Raw genomic sequence first — 12,733 nt, 5'->3', positions numbered from 1 at the left:
GCCGACGATGAGCAGTGTCATGTTCACTTTTGGCGAGCACACACCGGAGCATCTGCAGGACACTCTCGGCGACCGCATCAAGCAAATTCCGGGCGTTCGCAGTGTCGGCAGGATTAGCCCTGGTGCGAAAAAGCCTGAATTGCGGCGTCTATGGTATGCCGAAGTGTTGAATTCGGATGCGGCTTCGGCCTTGGTCGCTCAATTGAGGGAGCAGGACGGGATCGTGTCGGCCGAACTGCCGGCGGAGCGCGGTCTCATCTAGACCAGCGCACGATCGCGTTGCGATCGGGCGCTGGTCTCGGTTTGTGATTGTGCCGCATTGCCTTCGACGGACCGGCATCCCCTTCGTCGGACAAGGCTCTGGAGGCTTGGCCGGGAAAGACCGGCCGCGGCGCGAGCCGTCGCCTCGCTGAGCGTGTCCCGGCATCGGCCGGCCCGCGCGCCGTTCCGGGCGGGGCGGAGCCCGTCCCCGAATTCTCGTCCCGGACCGGTGCGGTCGGGGTGCCGTCCCGGGGATCGACCGCGAGGACGGCCGGGAGTCGGGAGGGCTCGCCGTCGGGCCGCGGCCGGATGGCGTGAGGAAGGTGCGGGCGGTCTCCTCCTCGACGCTGCGGGATCCGCGGCGCGCCGGGCCCGGTGATGTGGGAGACGGCCATCGGCCCGCCGGGCCGTCCGGATCCTCCAAGTGCCGGCGGCGATCCGCCGGCGCGGATCCGTCCTCCTCGAAAAGAGAATGACGTTGGGTCAAGAGCTTGCGCCGCGCGCGGAGCCCCTCGGCGGCGGTGCCGGGCCCGCGCGGGCGTCGCGAAAATCCAAGTCATTCGCCGCGCGGTCCATCGTCAGGCGGCCGCGACGCGCGCATGCTCCCGGGTCGGGCCGCTCGCCTCGACGCGGGCGGTCCCGGGAGTGAAACCACCGCAGGAGGCGCCCGTGCCCGGCCAGGTCATGCGCGGCCATGTCGTGCCCCGGCCATGTCGTGGCCGGCCATGTCTGCGCGACCATGCCACGCGCGGCCGACCCGTCCGCAGCCGGACCGTCCCCAGCCGGGTCTCGGCCGTCGGAGGCGCCGCGGCGGCCCTCGTCGCGACCGGCGTCGGGTCGGCCGGCGACGGCGGCGTCCTGCGCCCCGCCGGGATCCCCCCGCGCCGCGCCCCCGGATGACCGAGTTTCCGCGCCTGCGCGGCCGGCTCCGCAGCCCCGCGCCGCACCCCTCGCAGCGAATGCGAGCCCCCCGACAGAAAGAAGGATACCAGCGCGATGAATCACGGTGCCGTGAACGTCCAGAGCTTCCTGAACGAGCACCCGTTCTCCCCGTTCCAGTGGATCATCTTCGCGCTCTGCTTCCTGATCGTGCTGCTGGACGGGTTCGACACGGCCGCGATCGGCTACATCGCGCCGTCCCTGATCTCCGAATGGGGGGTGACGCGGCCCGCGCTCGCCCCGGTCCTGAGCGCGGCCCTGTTCGGGCTGGCGGCCGGCGCGCTCGCGGCCGGGCCGCTCGCCGACCGGCTCGGGCGCAGGCTGGTCCTGATCGGCGCGGTCCTGGTCTTCGGCGCCGCCTGCCTGTGCTCCGCCTTCGCGGGCGACCTCGACCACCTGGTGATCTGGCGCTTCGTCACGGGCCTGGGCCTGGGCGCCGCCATGCCCAACGCCGTGACGCTGATGAGCGAGTACTGCCCGGACGCCCGGCGGGCGACCCTGACCAACATGATGTTCTGCGGCTTCCCCCTCGGCGCCGCCTTCGGGGGCTTCCTCGCCGCCTGGATGATCCCGCAATTCGGCTGGCGCAGCGTCCTGGTGCTCGGGGGCGTCGTCCCGCTCCTCCTCACCGTGCTGATGATCGCGCTGCTGCCGGAATCCGTGCGCTACATGGTCGCCAGGGGACAGCCGAGCGAGCGCGTCCGCGCCGTGCTGGGCCGCATCTCCCGCGCGGCCGCCGAGGCGCGCGCCTTCACCATGACCGAGGCGGCGCCCGTTGCCGGCGAGGCCCGGAGCGGCGTCGGCCTCGTGCTCTCGGGCGCCTACGTGGTCGGCTCGGCGATGCTGTGGCTGGCCTACTTCATGGGGCTGGTGATCTTCTACGCGCTGATCAACTGGATGCCGATCCTGTTCAAGGATGCCGGCATGGACGCCAGGACCGCCGCGCTCATCGCCGCCCTGTTCCCCCTCGGCGGGGTGGGCGCGATCTTCCTCGGCTGGCTGATGGATCGCGCCAACGGGAACCTCGTCATCGCGGCCGGCTACGCGCTGACCGCCCTCGCGATCTGGGCGATCGGCCTGGTCTCCGGCGTGCTGGGCCTCCTGGTCCTGTTCGTGTTCGTCGGCGGCACCCTGATGAACACCGCCCAATCGTCGATGCCGGCCCTGGCCGCCGCCTTCTATCCCACCCAGGGGCGCGCCACGGGGGTGGGCTGGATGCTGGGCCTGGGGCGCTTCGGCGGCATCGCCGGCTCCTTCCTGGTCGCCGAGCTCTCGCGCCGGCAGCTGAGCTTCGGGGCCATCTTCGCGATCGTGGCCGTCCCGGGCCTGATCGCGGCCGCCGCCCTGGTGATCAAGCAGCTCGCCCATCCGGAGGATCGGGCGGCCCGCGCCGCCGCCGGAGGCGAGGCGCTGGGGCATTGAGCGGCCCGGCGCGCGCCTCGCCCCGCTGCCGGGCCAAGCACTACCTGCGGGATTGACGGTAGTCCCGCTCGCGCGATGGCTAAACTCGGAGTTGTCGGGGGAAGAGCGATCCTATAGAACCGGAAAGTCATCGTCAGATGGCACCAAACGGAGCCCTGACTGCCGGCCTGGATATCTATCTGGGCCGGCATTTCTTTGCGCGCAACAGACTCGCGGGTGCGCAGGACGCTCGAATGGGCGGCGGCTCCGGGGTGCCGCGCCGGTTTCCGGCCGGGGCGGGACCGATCGACTTGACGGCCCGCCCCGCGCCGTGATCTCCAGCCGGTTCGACCGTCCGCGGAGGATCGCGAGCCCGTGCGCGCCCGCAAGTTCGTCCTGCAAGCGCTCGACCCGGCGACGGGATCGCCCCGCGTCGAGGCCCTGCTCAGGATCCGGGATCTGGAGGCGCTGCGCGCCGCCCTCGGTCTCGCGGACGGAGAGGATCCCGATCTGCGGGCCGTCCACGAGGTCGCGCCCGACGCGCTGGACAGGCTCGGCGCGCTGTCCGACCCGCCCTTCGCGCCGGACCCGGTCTTCACCCAGCTCGATCCCTGGCACGGGCTGCGCGAGGTGCCCTACCTGGTCCACACCGGCTTCGAATTGCCGCTGATGCTGGAGGGCCGCAAGCCGCTCGCGGTCTTCTCCGACCTGTACCCGGTCGACTGGCTCGACGAGCTGCTGGCCCGGTTCGATCCGGCCGTGTCCGAGGGACGGATCGTGCGCAGGCTCGTCGACCGGCCCGCCTCCGGTCCGCGGAGCGCCGGCGAGCCGTGCGGCCTCCGCATCCGCGAGGCGTACTTCGCGCTGCCGGGAGAGGAGTGGCGCATCGACGCCGCCATCCGCCTGCGCAGGGAGGTGTCGTCGGGCTGGACCGAGGCCATGGAGCGGCGCGAGGGCGCGCTCCTCGGCTACGAGGATTGGCAGAACGACTGGTGGATCGCGCACCGGTTCCGGCGCCTGTCCGGCACGGCGCCGGCCGATCCGTGCCGGGGAGCCCTCGGGCCCGCGGACCAGGGCGCCCGTCCCGTCGCGGCGCGGCGGGATGCGGCCGGTCCAGGGCTCGCGGGCGCACCGTCGCCGGAGGGTGGCCGTCAAGAAAAAGGGCCGCCCGAGGGGCGGCCCGAAGTGTAGGGAGGAAACGCCCATCAAGGGCTGCACGACCGCGGCAGCGCCGCGATCTCGCACCCGCGTTCTACGCTGCGTCGCAACAAAGGGAAAGTACGAAGTTTCGACAAGGCGCATGCGTTGGATGTGGAAACGCACGTAAGGCGTGTAATTTCCCTGAATGGACTGCGGATCGGCGGGCAGGAACGGTGTCGCCGGCTCTGCTCCATCTGCGTCAGGGGCGCTCCCCGCCCGCCGGCGCGGGCCGCCGCGCCGGCGGGCGCGGCCGGGTCCCGCCCGCCGCTCGGCCATGCGGGAGGCGTGGACCTCCCCTGCTATTTTCAAGATTGATAGTAACGGTGAGATCCATTAGCGAGCTAAGGATCAATCGCGGCGCGGCGCCGACCCCGCCCGGCCTCGCGGTGACTCCCGCGCTCCGCCCGGTTCGGGCCCGATCCTCGCCGCCGCGGTCGGCTGCCTGCCCCCTTCACCACACACAGAGTCGAGATGAGAGCGTTTCGTCGTTACTGGGCACGCCGGAGATGGACATCGGCGCGCCGGCAGCATCCGGATCTCGCGCCTGACCGGACGGAGGTCCTGCTCGGCGTCATCGCCGCCTTCGTGTCCCTGAGCCTCGGGTCGAGCGGGATCCTGCTCGTCGTCGTGAAGTAGCCGGCGGGCCGCGGGGCGGGCGTGGGGCCGCGCCGGAGGCAGCGCGGGAGCAAGGACCGCCGCGGCGCGTTGCCCAGGACCAAGCCCGCGGGAGCCGGGCCCGGAGGAGCGCATGGCGAACCGCACCTACACCGTTCGCAGGGAGAGTGACGGCTGGGGCGTCTACGCTCTCCAGACCGGGGAGCCCGTCCGGGTGAACGGGCGCGCGCAGACGGGCTTGCCCCTCGAGACGGCGACCGAACTCGCGGAATCGCTGCGGCTGCTCGCGGCCGTCGGGCGCGAGAGTGCCGAGCGCCCGGCCGTGGAGCGCCGGCCGCTCCAGTGATCGCCGGGCGAGGGGCCGTCCCGGCGAGCGGGCGCTCTCGCGCGGAGTCAGAACAAACGCGGCGCATCGACGTTGCCCCGGTTCGAGCCGGTCCGTGGAGGACGGGCAGGAGACGGGAGATCACGGATGAGGAAGATCGCAGCCGCCACCGCCGCGCTGATCGTGCTGGCCGGGCCCGTGCTGGCCCAGGGCCGTCCGGCGGGGAGTTCGTCCGGAGCGGCGAGCAACGCCGAGGAGAACAGCAAGCCCACCTCGAACACGGCCGGCGGCGGCGGGAGCGGATCCGCCGGGGGCGGCAAGTAGCGCCGGAAGGCGCGTGACACCCCTCGCCGGCCGCGCGCCGGCGAGGCAGGACCGCCGCGCCCAGGGCGCGGCGGCCGGACCGCGGCCCCGCAGGAGCAGTCCGTCGCGACGCGGCCGCGGCGCTCGCACGGAGGGAGGGCGATGGTGGGCGCGCACCACACGCGCGGGAGCCGGGCGGTCATCCTCATTCTCGGCTTCGTGGTCGGGCTGTTCACCCTGGCCGGCATCCTGCTCGTTCTCGTGAAGTGATCCGGGATCCGCTTGATCGAAGCGGATCACGCGCCTGCGCGGCGCCTGAGCGAAGCCGACATTCGCATGGCCGACATCGGAGATGGCGAAGCCATCAACCGGATGGCGTATGCCAAGCCCGCGCGGCGCCTGAGCGAAGCCGACATCCGCATGGCCGACATCGGAGATGGCGAAGCCATCAACCGGATGTCGGATGAGGCCCGCCGCGCGGCGGGTCCGGCCGCGCGGCGCGTGGTCCGGCGGCGCGGCCGCACACGCGATCGGCGTCCTCACCTTTGGCGGTCAAGCCCAGATACTGCGAGTCTTGCTAAGATGTTCTCCATCAAATGAATGATGCGACGGCCCTGGATTTGTGCTTGTGATCAGGGCAAGCGCTGCCAATCGGCAATATGCTTGAAAATTGAACTTTGACTTGATAAGTTTTGGCGGCACAGTAGTTCGGCAAGGCTGAAGTCGCGGCATGAGCGACAGCTTTGTCATTCACCTGCCATGCTGGGGAGTCGCGCATGCGCAAGATTGGCTTGTTTGTTGCGGCTTTTGCACTCGCCACAGTCGCCTTCTGGGCGACAATGCTGACCGACCCGCCGAGAACACAGGCGAAGATGCCTGCCGGCATCGACACCACCGAGATCACGCTGAGAACGCCGCTGCCGCCCGGAGCCGGCTACGATACGTTCTGACGAACGGCGGTCCCGAACGCGGACACCCTGTCCCGGAGGCGCGGCACGCGCTGAAGGCTCGCGGGGCAGGGGGTTGCGCGGAGAGGCTCGTGGGGAGAGGCTCGTGGGGAGAGGCTCGTGGGGAGAGGCTCGTGGGGAGAGGCTCGTGAAGGGAGGCTCGCCGGGCGCCCGTTCTGCCGGTCCTTCGATTTCGGCCTCCTCCCGTATGATGCGTGCGCCGATCGTGGTATGTCCTGCCCCCGTCGGACCCGTATGGCAGGCAGGATTGTGATGGGCGCCGATGACGACAAGGTGGGGCGGCCCGATCCCCTCGACCTGATGGGCTTGGCCAGCGATCTGGTGTCGGCCTATTCTCGCCTTACGGCGGAGATCGTGTCGACCTGTCTTGAGCGGAGCTTGTCGATGGCCGGTTTTCCGGCAGCCGCTCAACCGGACGCGCCGCCGCAGCCCGAAAGGCCGGTGCCGCCCGTGCCGATCGAGAGCACCGTCACGCCGGAGCACATCGTCAGCCTGGAGAACGGGAAGCCCTACAGGTCCCTGAAGCGCCACCTCGCCGCGCGCGGGCTCACGCCGGAGCAGTACCGAGCGAAATGGGGCCTGCCGCCCGACTATCCGATGACGGCGGCCGCCGCGTCGGGCGGGCGCCCCGCCGCCGGACCGGACCCTGCGGTGCCGGTCGGGCCGAGGGCGAGGCGGCCGAAGGGACGCGCGGGATCGGCGGGTCGGCCCGGCCGCGGGAGGGGCGGATCCCCGGCGGCGCCCCGCGGCGAGACCTGATCCCGCGCGCCGGCCCTCACGTCACGCGCACCACGCCCGTCGCCTTGCCGGACTTGTCGTGCCCGACGATGTACCAGTTGCCGTTCATCTCGTAGTAGGTCGCCAGCCCCCCGACGACGCCGTCGAGGCTGTCGAGGTCGAGCGCGGCCTCGGCCCGCGGCCGCGGGGAAGCGTCGTCGTCCGTCGTCTCGGTCCTGAGCAGGGGATGTGTCATCGTCGCGTCTCCGATCCGTCGCCTCGTCCGAGGCAGGATCAGGATGGTGCCCGCCCGCCCGGCCGACCGTGATCCGGATCACACTCCCCCCGGCGCCGGGTCCGGTCGTGCTATGCTGGACCGCGCCGCGCCGGCCGAGGAGGAGCGACCCGATGTCGGAGGCCCACCCGCTCTCACGGCTCCTGCGGGCGAATCCCTTCTTCTCCGGCCTCGGGGAGGACGTCCTTCAGGCGGTCGCGCGCCTGTGCGTGACCCGCAGCCTCGGGGCGCAGGAGGTGCTGTTCCAGAAGAACGATCCGGCCGACGCCCTCTACGCGGTGCGCCGGGGCGAGATCCGGATCGGCACGGGGACGCAGGAGGGCCGCCAGCTCACCCTCAACCTGCTCGGGCCCGGCGACGTCTTCGGCGAGGTCGCGCTCCTCGACGGCCATCCCCGCACCGCCGACGCGGTGGCGACCGAGCCCACGGACCTGTTCGTGATCCGGCGCCGGGACCTGCTCGACCTCCTGGCGCAGCAGCCGCGGATCGCCGTCGCGCTGATCGAACTCCTGTGCCGGCGCGTGCGCTGGATGAGCGAGCGGATGGAGGAGACGACCTTCCTGCCCGTCCCGGCGCGGCTCGCCCGCCGGCTCACGGCCCTGGCGGAGGATTACGGGGACGACATCGCCGTGTCGCAGGAGGAGCTCGCGGAATTCGCCAATACGACCCGCGAGACCGTGAACCGCCAGCTGCAGGCGTGGCGCCACGAGGCGCTGGTGGAGCTCGGGCGGCGGCGGATCCGCCTGCGCGACCGCGCCGCCCTGGCGATGATCGCCGGCCACGACCGGGCGAAGGGGTGACGGCGGGCCGCGGAGGCCGGCGGATCGCGTCGCGGGGCGGCTCTCGGCTCGGCTCGGGTTAGGCCGGTTTCAGCCAGCGGAAGGCCACCCCGAGCGGCCGGGCCCGGCCCCGGATGGCCACGGGGCGGTGCGCCTCGAAGGCGGCGTGCGCGGCCGGCGAGGCCCGGGTGGCCGCGAGCAGGTCCTCGCTCGCCACCAGGGCGGCGCCGTGCGCCTTGCCGACCTCCATCAGGCGGCTCGCGACGTTGACGCTGTCGCCCGTGGCGGTGATGTGCTGGTGGTCGTCCGACCCGAGGCGCGACACCACCACGGTGCCGTGATGGGCGCCGACCCGCAGGTCGAGGCCGCTCGTCCGCGGATCCGCCGCGAGCCACGCCCGCACCCGCGGCACGAGGGCGAAGGCCGCCGCGAGGGCGCGATCGGCGTCGTCCGGGCGCGGGTCCGGCAGGCCGAACAGGCACATGGCGCCGTCCCCCATGAAGGCGAGCACGACACCGCCCGCGCGGGTGACCTCCTCCTCCACGATGCCGTGGAAGGCGCGCAGGAAGCCGCGGGTCTGCGCCGGTCCGAGCCGCTCGCTCAGGGCGGTGAAGCCGCTGAGGTCCACGAACACGATGCCGGCCTGCTGGGTCACCGGGGCGGCGAGGAAGCCGGCATCGCCGGCGATGCGGTCGGCCAGGGCCGGCGGGTGGAAGACGCGCAGGGCCTGCTCGGCGCGGGCGAGCCGGCCCGCCCGCCGGCGCTCCAGCACGACCCGGCCGGCCGTCGCGAGGGCCGCCACCGGCAGGATCGCCGCAAGCGGCAGCGTGGCGGAGAACCACAGGCCGCCCTGCGCGAAGGCCGCCTGGGTGAGGGCCAGCCACGCGCCCGCCGCGAGCCCGAGCAGGGCGAGGCCGAGGGCGGGCGGCGCGAGGGCCGGCAGGAGGGCGCCCGCCAGGGCGAGCGCGAGCGCCGCCGCCGCGTCGACGCGCCGGACCCGGCGGTCGCGCACGAGCCCGTCGCCGGCGACGAGGTGCGCCACGCCGGTCGCCAGCACCTCGACGCCCGGCAGGATCGGGTCGAACGGCGTCGCGAAGCTGTCGCCCGCCGCCGTGGCGGTCGAGCCGACGACCAGCACGCGGTCCCGCAGCGCCTCGGGCGGGGTCCGGCCGGCCAGCACGGCCGCCGCGCTCAGGGTGGGAAGCGTGCCGCGCGGGCCGTAGAAGCGCAGCGGCAGGCTGAGCCCGAGATCGGGCCTCACCGCCGCCCGGCCGATCCGCAGCTCGTCCCCGGCGAGGGAGGGGGCGGCGCCGGCCGCCCGGGCGGCGAGTTCGAGGGCGAAGGAGGGAAGGAGCGCGTCGCCGCTGCGGATGAGCAGCGGGACGTGGCGCGGGGTGCCGCCGCTGTCGGTCGAGACGTTGACGAGGCCGAGACCGGTGCCGGTCCGGATCGCCGCGACCGGCCACAGGATGCGGCTCGCCCGCGGCACGTCCGTCCCGTTGCCCTCCGCACCCTCGGGCGGGAACAGTGCCGCGCCCGCGACGACGGCGTTCGCCTCCCGCAGCGAGGCGGCGAGATCCAGGTCGGCGCCCTCCGCCCCGGGCTCCAGGAACAGCAGGTCGAGGCCGATCGCCCGCGGCCGGCCCGCGCTCAGCCGGCGCACCAGCGCGGCGAGGGTGCCGCGGGGGAGCGGGAAGCGGCCCGCCTCGGCGACGGTCGCGTCGTCGAGGGCCACGATCACCACGTCGGGCGGCGCGGGCCGCGCGCCCGCGAGGGTGAAGCGCAGGTCGAGCAGCGGCGCCTCGATCCGGTCGAGGAGCCCCGCCCGCCCGTCGAGGTGGAGGGAAGCGAGCAGTCCCGCCCAGGCGCCGGCCAGCGCCAAAGCCGCGAGCGCGGCGAGGGCGCGCGGCCGCGTCGTCACCGCCCGAACCGCGCCAGGAGCCCGGCCGCCCGCTCCGGGCTCCAGCGCTTGACCGCGAGCGGCTCGGTCCCGGCCTCGACGTCGACCCCGTCCCCGTCGCGCAGCGTCACGGCCGGGCCGGAGGGCCGGGACACCGAGACCGCGCCCCGGCGCACGAAGACGGAGGTGCGGGCCGGCGTGACGTCCACCGCCCAGACCGTGCCCCGGACCGAGGCGATCGCGTGGGGCGTGCGGATCTGGAAGGCGCCGCGGCGGGCCGGCGCGTCGACCAGGAGCCCGCGCCCGCTGAGTTCGGCGGCTTCCGGGCGCCCGTCCCGGTTCCGGTCGAGCAGCCGGTAGAGGGAGCCCCGCTCCGCGCTCAGCGTGAACCCGTCGGGGCAGGACAGTTCCTCGCGCGGCGGGTCCGTGTAGGGCGTGATCGTGCAGCCGCGCCCCTGCGACCGGGCCGACCCCGGAAGGACCAGGCAGACGCCGACCAGGACCGCCCCGATCCGCCTCGCTCGCTGCCGCGCCCGGCTGGTCATGGTCGTTCTCCGCCCTGATCGGTTCTCGCGGGCCGCACTCTACCGTTGCCGGGCCCGTCTCGTCTCGCGGCCGGGTGGCGTTTCCTTCGGGATTACGGTCCGCCGACACGGCCGTGCGGGCCCCTTTGCGCATCATTGATGAAAGTTGTGGCTCGATTGCTGCGACGAGGATTGGCATGCCACGGGCCAGCTTCCCTTATGGAAGGCCGGCCGGACGCTCGGGCGCGCAATCCTGGTTCCCTTTGATCTGGCACAAGACCTTCGTGTCAGGCCTGACGTACGCTAGGCCAATTGTTCTAGGGCGGAAACGGGACAGTGTTGGCGAAATGCAGCACGATGTGACTTTCCGAAAGGCCGTGGTCGACACGGGCTCGCACGATTGCGACGCACGCCTGCTCTTCCTCGGGCGGCGCCTCCTGTGCGTCCTCGTGCGCCTCTCGGACGAGGTCCACCGCGCCTCGGACCTGCACCGGCGATGGTACCTGGAGGTCGGCTTCGGCCCGTGCCAGCCGCTACCGACCCGCAATCCCATCTTCGCGACGATCGCGGAGGCCAAGGCCTGGGCCCGGGACTGCGTGCTGCACGAGCCCCCGGAGTGCCGCGACCGGCCCGACGCGCGCGCGCCGTGAGCGGCGGCCCGCCCCGGCGCGCGGCCGCGCCCGAGGCGGCCGCGCAGCCCCGCGGGAGCCGTCACAACCCAGTGATCGCGGCGGTTTCGCTTGTGGAGGTGCAATCCCGGTGCTAGCCGAAGGGGCGAGGGGGTCTCGGGTTCGAGACCGATGCAGTTCGACAATCACAAGTTCGCCGGTCTGAGGCGATCGCGGGACAAGGGCATCCAGACGAGCGTGGCGATTCGGGCCGCGGCGGCGGCCGAGCGGGCTGCCTTGACTGTCCCGGTCATCCGCGAAGTGCAGGCGGCGGGCGCGGTCAGCTTGAACGAGATTGCGGGCGCCCTGAACGCCCGCGGCATTCCGACGGCGCGCGGGCGGAGCTGGAGCGCCGTCCAGGTGCGGCGGGTGCTGCAGCGCGCCTGACGGGGCTCTCCCGGCGCGCCGAGAGAGCCCGCGCTTCCGGGGCCGGATCCGGCCCCGGGGCGGGGTTCCCGGCCGGGCCGGGAGGTCAGTCGCAATCCTCGCGGTGCACGGTCTTCGAGTCGCCGAGGTCGTTCTCCTTGCGGACGGTCGTGTGCGAGCAGCCGCCGCGGCCCTCGACGACCGTGCGCCGGTCCGGTCCGCTCGCCACGCCGCCGACGCCCGCGCCCACCGCCGCGCCGACCGGTCCGCCCGCGGCGGCGCCGGCAGCCGCGCCCGCCGCGGCCCCGGCCTCGCCCGCGACCGCCGCCGACCCCGCCATCGCCGCCAGGGCAATGCCCAGGATGAACCGTTTCATCGCGTCGCTCCTCTCGTGTCGATGCTCCGTAACGGCGCCGCGGCCGCTTCGTTCCTGGTCGAAAAGTCGGGAACGATGGCCGCCGCTGCCCCGTTTGTGGGGCATCGACGCAGTGTCGCAGAGACGGGAGCGAGACATGGACAAGGATCGCATCGAAGGATCGGCCACGAATGTCGGCGGCAAGATCAAGGAAGGCGCCGGAAAGCTGACCGGGGACGAGAAGCTGCGCAGCGAGGGCGTCGCCGATCAGGTCAAGGGCAAGGTCCAGAACGTCGTCGGCGGCATCAAGGACGCCATCAAGGGCCGGTGAGACCGGCCAAGGGCCGTTGAGACCGGCGCCTCGCAGGGGATGAGGACGCGCCCGCCCGGGCCGTCGCCCCCCATCGCCGCGGACGAAGCCCGCCGCGCGGGCGGGCTTCGATCCGTGACGTCCGCGCGGGAGGGGCGGCCTCAGCAGCCGCAGCCGTACCCGTACCCATAGCCCCCGTAGCCGACCGGCGCCACGGCGTAGCCGTAGCTGGCCGGCGCGTAGCTGCCGTAGCCGTAGCTGCCGTAATCGTAGGTCACGCCGTAGGTCGAGGGGGCGTAGGCATAGCCGTAGGCCGCGCCGGCGGCCAGCCCGAGCCCCAGCCCGGCGGCGAGCCCGTAGCCGCGGCGGTAGCCGTAGCCGCCGTAATAGCCCCGCCCGCCGTAAACGCCGTAGCCGCGGCCCGCATAGCCGCCGTAATAGCCGCGACCGCCGGCGAACCCGTATCCGTGGCCGCCGTAGCGGCCGTAGCCGTAGGCCGCGCGGTGTCCGCCGAAGCCGCCCCGGAAGGCCGAGGCCCGGTATCCGGCGAAACCGCCATGGTAGCCCCCGTGATAGCCGCCGTAGCGGTAGCCGCCGGCTTCGGCCGCGGTCGAGGTCAGGGCGAGGGCCGCGCCCAGGGCGGCGGCGGGCAGGACGAGCGACTTCATCGCGGAGACTCCAGGATCGGATTGCGGGTCGGGTTTGCCGGACTGTGGTCGCGCCCGTGCGGAATCGGAACGGTGCAGAGTACGGAGCGGTCCCGGGGAACCGCCGAGGCCTCGCCGGCCTCTCCGCCGAGGGTCCACG

The 12,733-nt window shown here is 73.3% G+C and carries 17 protein-coding genes; 12 read left to right on the top strand and 5 right to left on the bottom strand.

From position 1 onward, the window contains the following. Positions 1-7: 7 nt before the first annotated feature. From QA634_RS03700 to QA634_RS03665, 8 genes are all read left to right on the top strand, one after another. Positions 8-262 (top strand): hypothetical protein, encoded by a 255-nt coding sequence (locus tag QA634_RS03700; protein WP_236728804.1) that lies wholly within the window; start codon positions 8-10, stop codon positions 260-262. Positions 263-1,257: 995 nt separating this feature from the next. After that, positions 1,258-2,622, top strand: a complete 1,365-nt coding sequence (locus QA634_RS03695; protein WP_012330709.1) for an MFS transporter — start codon at positions 1,258-1,260, stop codon at positions 2,620-2,622. A 354-nt stretch (positions 2,623-2,976) separates the two neighbouring features. Then, positions 2,977-3,792 (top strand): hypothetical protein, encoded by an 816-nt coding sequence (locus QA634_RS03690; RefSeq protein ID WP_012330708.1) that lies wholly within the window; start codon positions 2,977-2,979, stop codon positions 3,790-3,792. Positions 3,793-4,549: 757 nt separating this feature from the next. Continuing rightward, entirely contained in the window at positions 4,550-4,762 is a 213-nt protein-coding gene (locus tag QA634_RS03685) for a hypothetical protein (RefSeq protein WP_012330706.1), read from the top strand. Between the two features lie 126 nt (positions 4,763-4,888). Next, entirely contained in the window at positions 4,889-5,065 is a 177-nt protein-coding gene (locus QA634_RS03680) for a hypothetical protein (protein WP_012330705.1), read from the top strand. A gap of 261 nt (positions 5,066-5,326) precedes the next feature. Beyond that, entirely contained in the window at positions 5,327-5,644 is a 318-nt protein-coding gene (locus tag QA634_RS03675) for a hypothetical protein (protein WP_012330703.1), read from the top strand. A 176-nt stretch (positions 5,645-5,820) separates the two neighbouring features. After that, positions 5,821-5,994: a hypothetical protein gene (locus tag QA634_RS03670; protein ID WP_012330702.1), complete on the top strand. Its 174-nt coding sequence runs from the start codon at positions 5,821-5,823 to the stop codon at positions 5,992-5,994. A 270-nt stretch (positions 5,995-6,264) separates the two neighbouring features. Then, the gene (locus QA634_RS03665) at positions 6,265-6,771 is read left to right on the top strand and encodes a MucR family transcriptional regulator (protein WP_012330701.1); all 507 of its coding nucleotides are present in this window, start codon (positions 6,265-6,267) and stop codon (positions 6,769-6,771) included. Between the two features lie 16 nt (positions 6,772-6,787). Here QA634_RS03665 and QA634_RS03660 read toward each other — a convergent pair whose 3' ends face one another. Continuing rightward, on the bottom strand, positions 6,788-6,985 hold the full coding sequence (locus QA634_RS03660) for a hypothetical protein (RefSeq protein WP_012330700.1): 198 nt from the start codon (positions 6,983-6,985) through the stop codon (positions 6,788-6,790). Between the two features lie 152 nt (positions 6,986-7,137). On the opposite strand from QA634_RS03660, the gene QA634_RS03655 reads away from it, so the two are divergent. Then, entirely contained in the window at positions 7,138-7,824 is a 687-nt protein-coding gene (locus QA634_RS03655) for a Crp/Fnr family transcriptional regulator (RefSeq protein ID WP_012330699.1), read from the top strand. Positions 7,825-7,882: 58 nt separating this feature from the next. Here QA634_RS03655 and QA634_RS03650 read toward each other — a convergent pair whose 3' ends face one another. Together QA634_RS03650 and QA634_RS03645 are read right to left on the bottom strand one after the other, a co-directional pair. Then, positions 7,883-9,724: a CHASE2 domain-containing protein gene (locus QA634_RS03650; RefSeq protein ID WP_012330698.1), complete on the bottom strand. Its 1,842-nt coding sequence runs from the start codon at positions 9,722-9,724 to the stop codon at positions 7,883-7,885. Beyond that, entirely contained in the window at positions 9,721-10,248 is a 528-nt protein-coding gene (locus tag QA634_RS03645; RefSeq protein ID WP_012330697.1) for a FecR domain-containing protein, read from the bottom strand. The genes QA634_RS03650 and QA634_RS03645 overlap by 4 nt, the downstream gene beginning before the upstream one ends. Positions 10,249-10,574: 326 nt before the next feature. Here QA634_RS03645 and QA634_RS03640 point away from each other — a divergent pair, with 326 nt between their 5' ends. Together QA634_RS03640 and QA634_RS03635 are read left to right on the top strand one after the other, a co-directional pair. Beyond that, on the top strand, positions 10,575-10,877 hold the full coding sequence (locus QA634_RS03640; protein WP_012330696.1) for a hypothetical protein: 303 nt from the start codon (positions 10,575-10,577) through the stop codon (positions 10,875-10,877). Between the two features lie 150 nt (positions 10,878-11,027). After that, positions 11,028-11,282, top strand: a complete 255-nt coding sequence (locus tag QA634_RS03635; protein ID WP_018262624.1) for a recombinase family protein — start codon at positions 11,028-11,030, stop codon at positions 11,280-11,282. 85 nt (positions 11,283-11,367) lie between these two features. Here the strand turns inward: QA634_RS03635 and QA634_RS03630 are convergent, their stop codons facing one another. Beyond that, positions 11,368-11,637, bottom strand: coding sequence for a hypothetical protein (locus tag QA634_RS03630; RefSeq protein ID WP_012330695.1), 270 nt, complete (start codon positions 11,635-11,637; stop codon positions 11,368-11,370). A gap of 136 nt (positions 11,638-11,773) precedes the next feature. On the opposite strand from QA634_RS03630, the gene QA634_RS03625 reads away from it, so the two are divergent. Then, positions 11,774-11,947: a CsbD family protein gene (locus QA634_RS03625; RefSeq protein ID WP_012330694.1), complete on the top strand. Its 174-nt coding sequence runs from the start codon at positions 11,774-11,776 to the stop codon at positions 11,945-11,947. A 140-nt stretch (positions 11,948-12,087) separates the two neighbouring features. On the opposite strand, the gene QA634_RS03620 is transcribed toward QA634_RS03625, so the two are convergent. Next, positions 12,088-12,594 (bottom strand): hypothetical protein, encoded by a 507-nt coding sequence (locus QA634_RS03620; protein ID WP_012330693.1) that lies wholly within the window; start codon positions 12,592-12,594, stop codon positions 12,088-12,090. Positions 12,595-12,733 lie beyond the last annotated feature (139 nt).

It is taken from the genome of Methylobacterium sp. CB376, assembly GCF_029714205.1.
In the GTDB taxonomy this organism is placed as follows: Bacteria; Pseudomonadota; Alphaproteobacteria; order Rhizobiales; family Beijerinckiaceae; genus Methylobacterium.
This window is presented reverse-complemented; position numbering and strand designations above follow the sequence as displayed.

Excerpts from the sequence above, each read along its gene's own strand:
- QA634_RS03700 (WP_236728804.1), top strand. The coding sequence starts at position 8 with ATGAGCAGTGTCATGTTCACTTTTGGCGAGCACACACCGGAGCATCTG.
- QA634_RS03695 (WP_012330709.1), top strand. The coding sequence starts at position 1,258 with ATGAATCACGGTGCCGTGAACGTCCAGAGCTTCCTGAACGAGCACCCG.
- QA634_RS03685 (WP_012330706.1), top strand. The coding sequence starts at position 4,550 with ATGGCGAACCGCACCTACACCGTTCGCAGGGAGAGTGACGGCTGGGGC.
- QA634_RS03680 (WP_012330705.1), top strand. The coding sequence starts at position 4,889 with ATGAGGAAGATCGCAGCCGCCACCGCCGCGCTGATCGTGCTGGCCGGG.
- QA634_RS03670 (WP_012330702.1), top strand. The coding sequence starts at position 5,821 with ATGCGCAAGATTGGCTTGTTTGTTGCGGCTTTTGCACTCGCCACAGTC.
- QA634_RS03665 (WP_012330701.1), top strand. The coding sequence starts at position 6,265 with ATGGGCGCCGATGACGACAAGGTGGGGCGGCCCGATCCCCTCGACCTG.
- QA634_RS03660 (WP_012330700.1), bottom strand. The coding sequence starts at position 6,985 with ATGACACATCCCCTGCTCAGGACCGAGACGACGGACGACGACGCTTCC.
- QA634_RS03655 (WP_012330699.1), top strand. The coding sequence starts at position 7,138 with ATGTCGGAGGCCCACCCGCTCTCACGGCTCCTGCGGGCGAATCCCTTC.
- QA634_RS03645 (WP_012330697.1), bottom strand. The coding sequence starts at position 10,248 with ATGACCAGCCGGGCGCGGCAGCGAGCGAGGCGGATCGGGGCGGTCCTG.
- QA634_RS03640 (WP_012330696.1), top strand. The coding sequence starts at position 10,575 with ATGCAGCACGATGTGACTTTCCGAAAGGCCGTGGTCGACACGGGCTCG.
- QA634_RS03635 (WP_018262624.1), top strand. The coding sequence starts at position 11,028 with ATGCAGTTCGACAATCACAAGTTCGCCGGTCTGAGGCGATCGCGGGAC.
- QA634_RS03630 (WP_012330695.1), bottom strand. The coding sequence starts at position 11,637 with ATGAAACGGTTCATCCTGGGCATTGCCCTGGCGGCGATGGCGGGGTCG.
- QA634_RS03625 (WP_012330694.1), top strand. The coding sequence starts at position 11,774 with ATGGACAAGGATCGCATCGAAGGATCGGCCACGAATGTCGGCGGCAAG.
- QA634_RS03620 (WP_012330693.1), bottom strand. The coding sequence starts at position 12,594 with ATGAAGTCGCTCGTCCTGCCCGCCGCCGCCCTGGGCGCGGCCCTCGCC.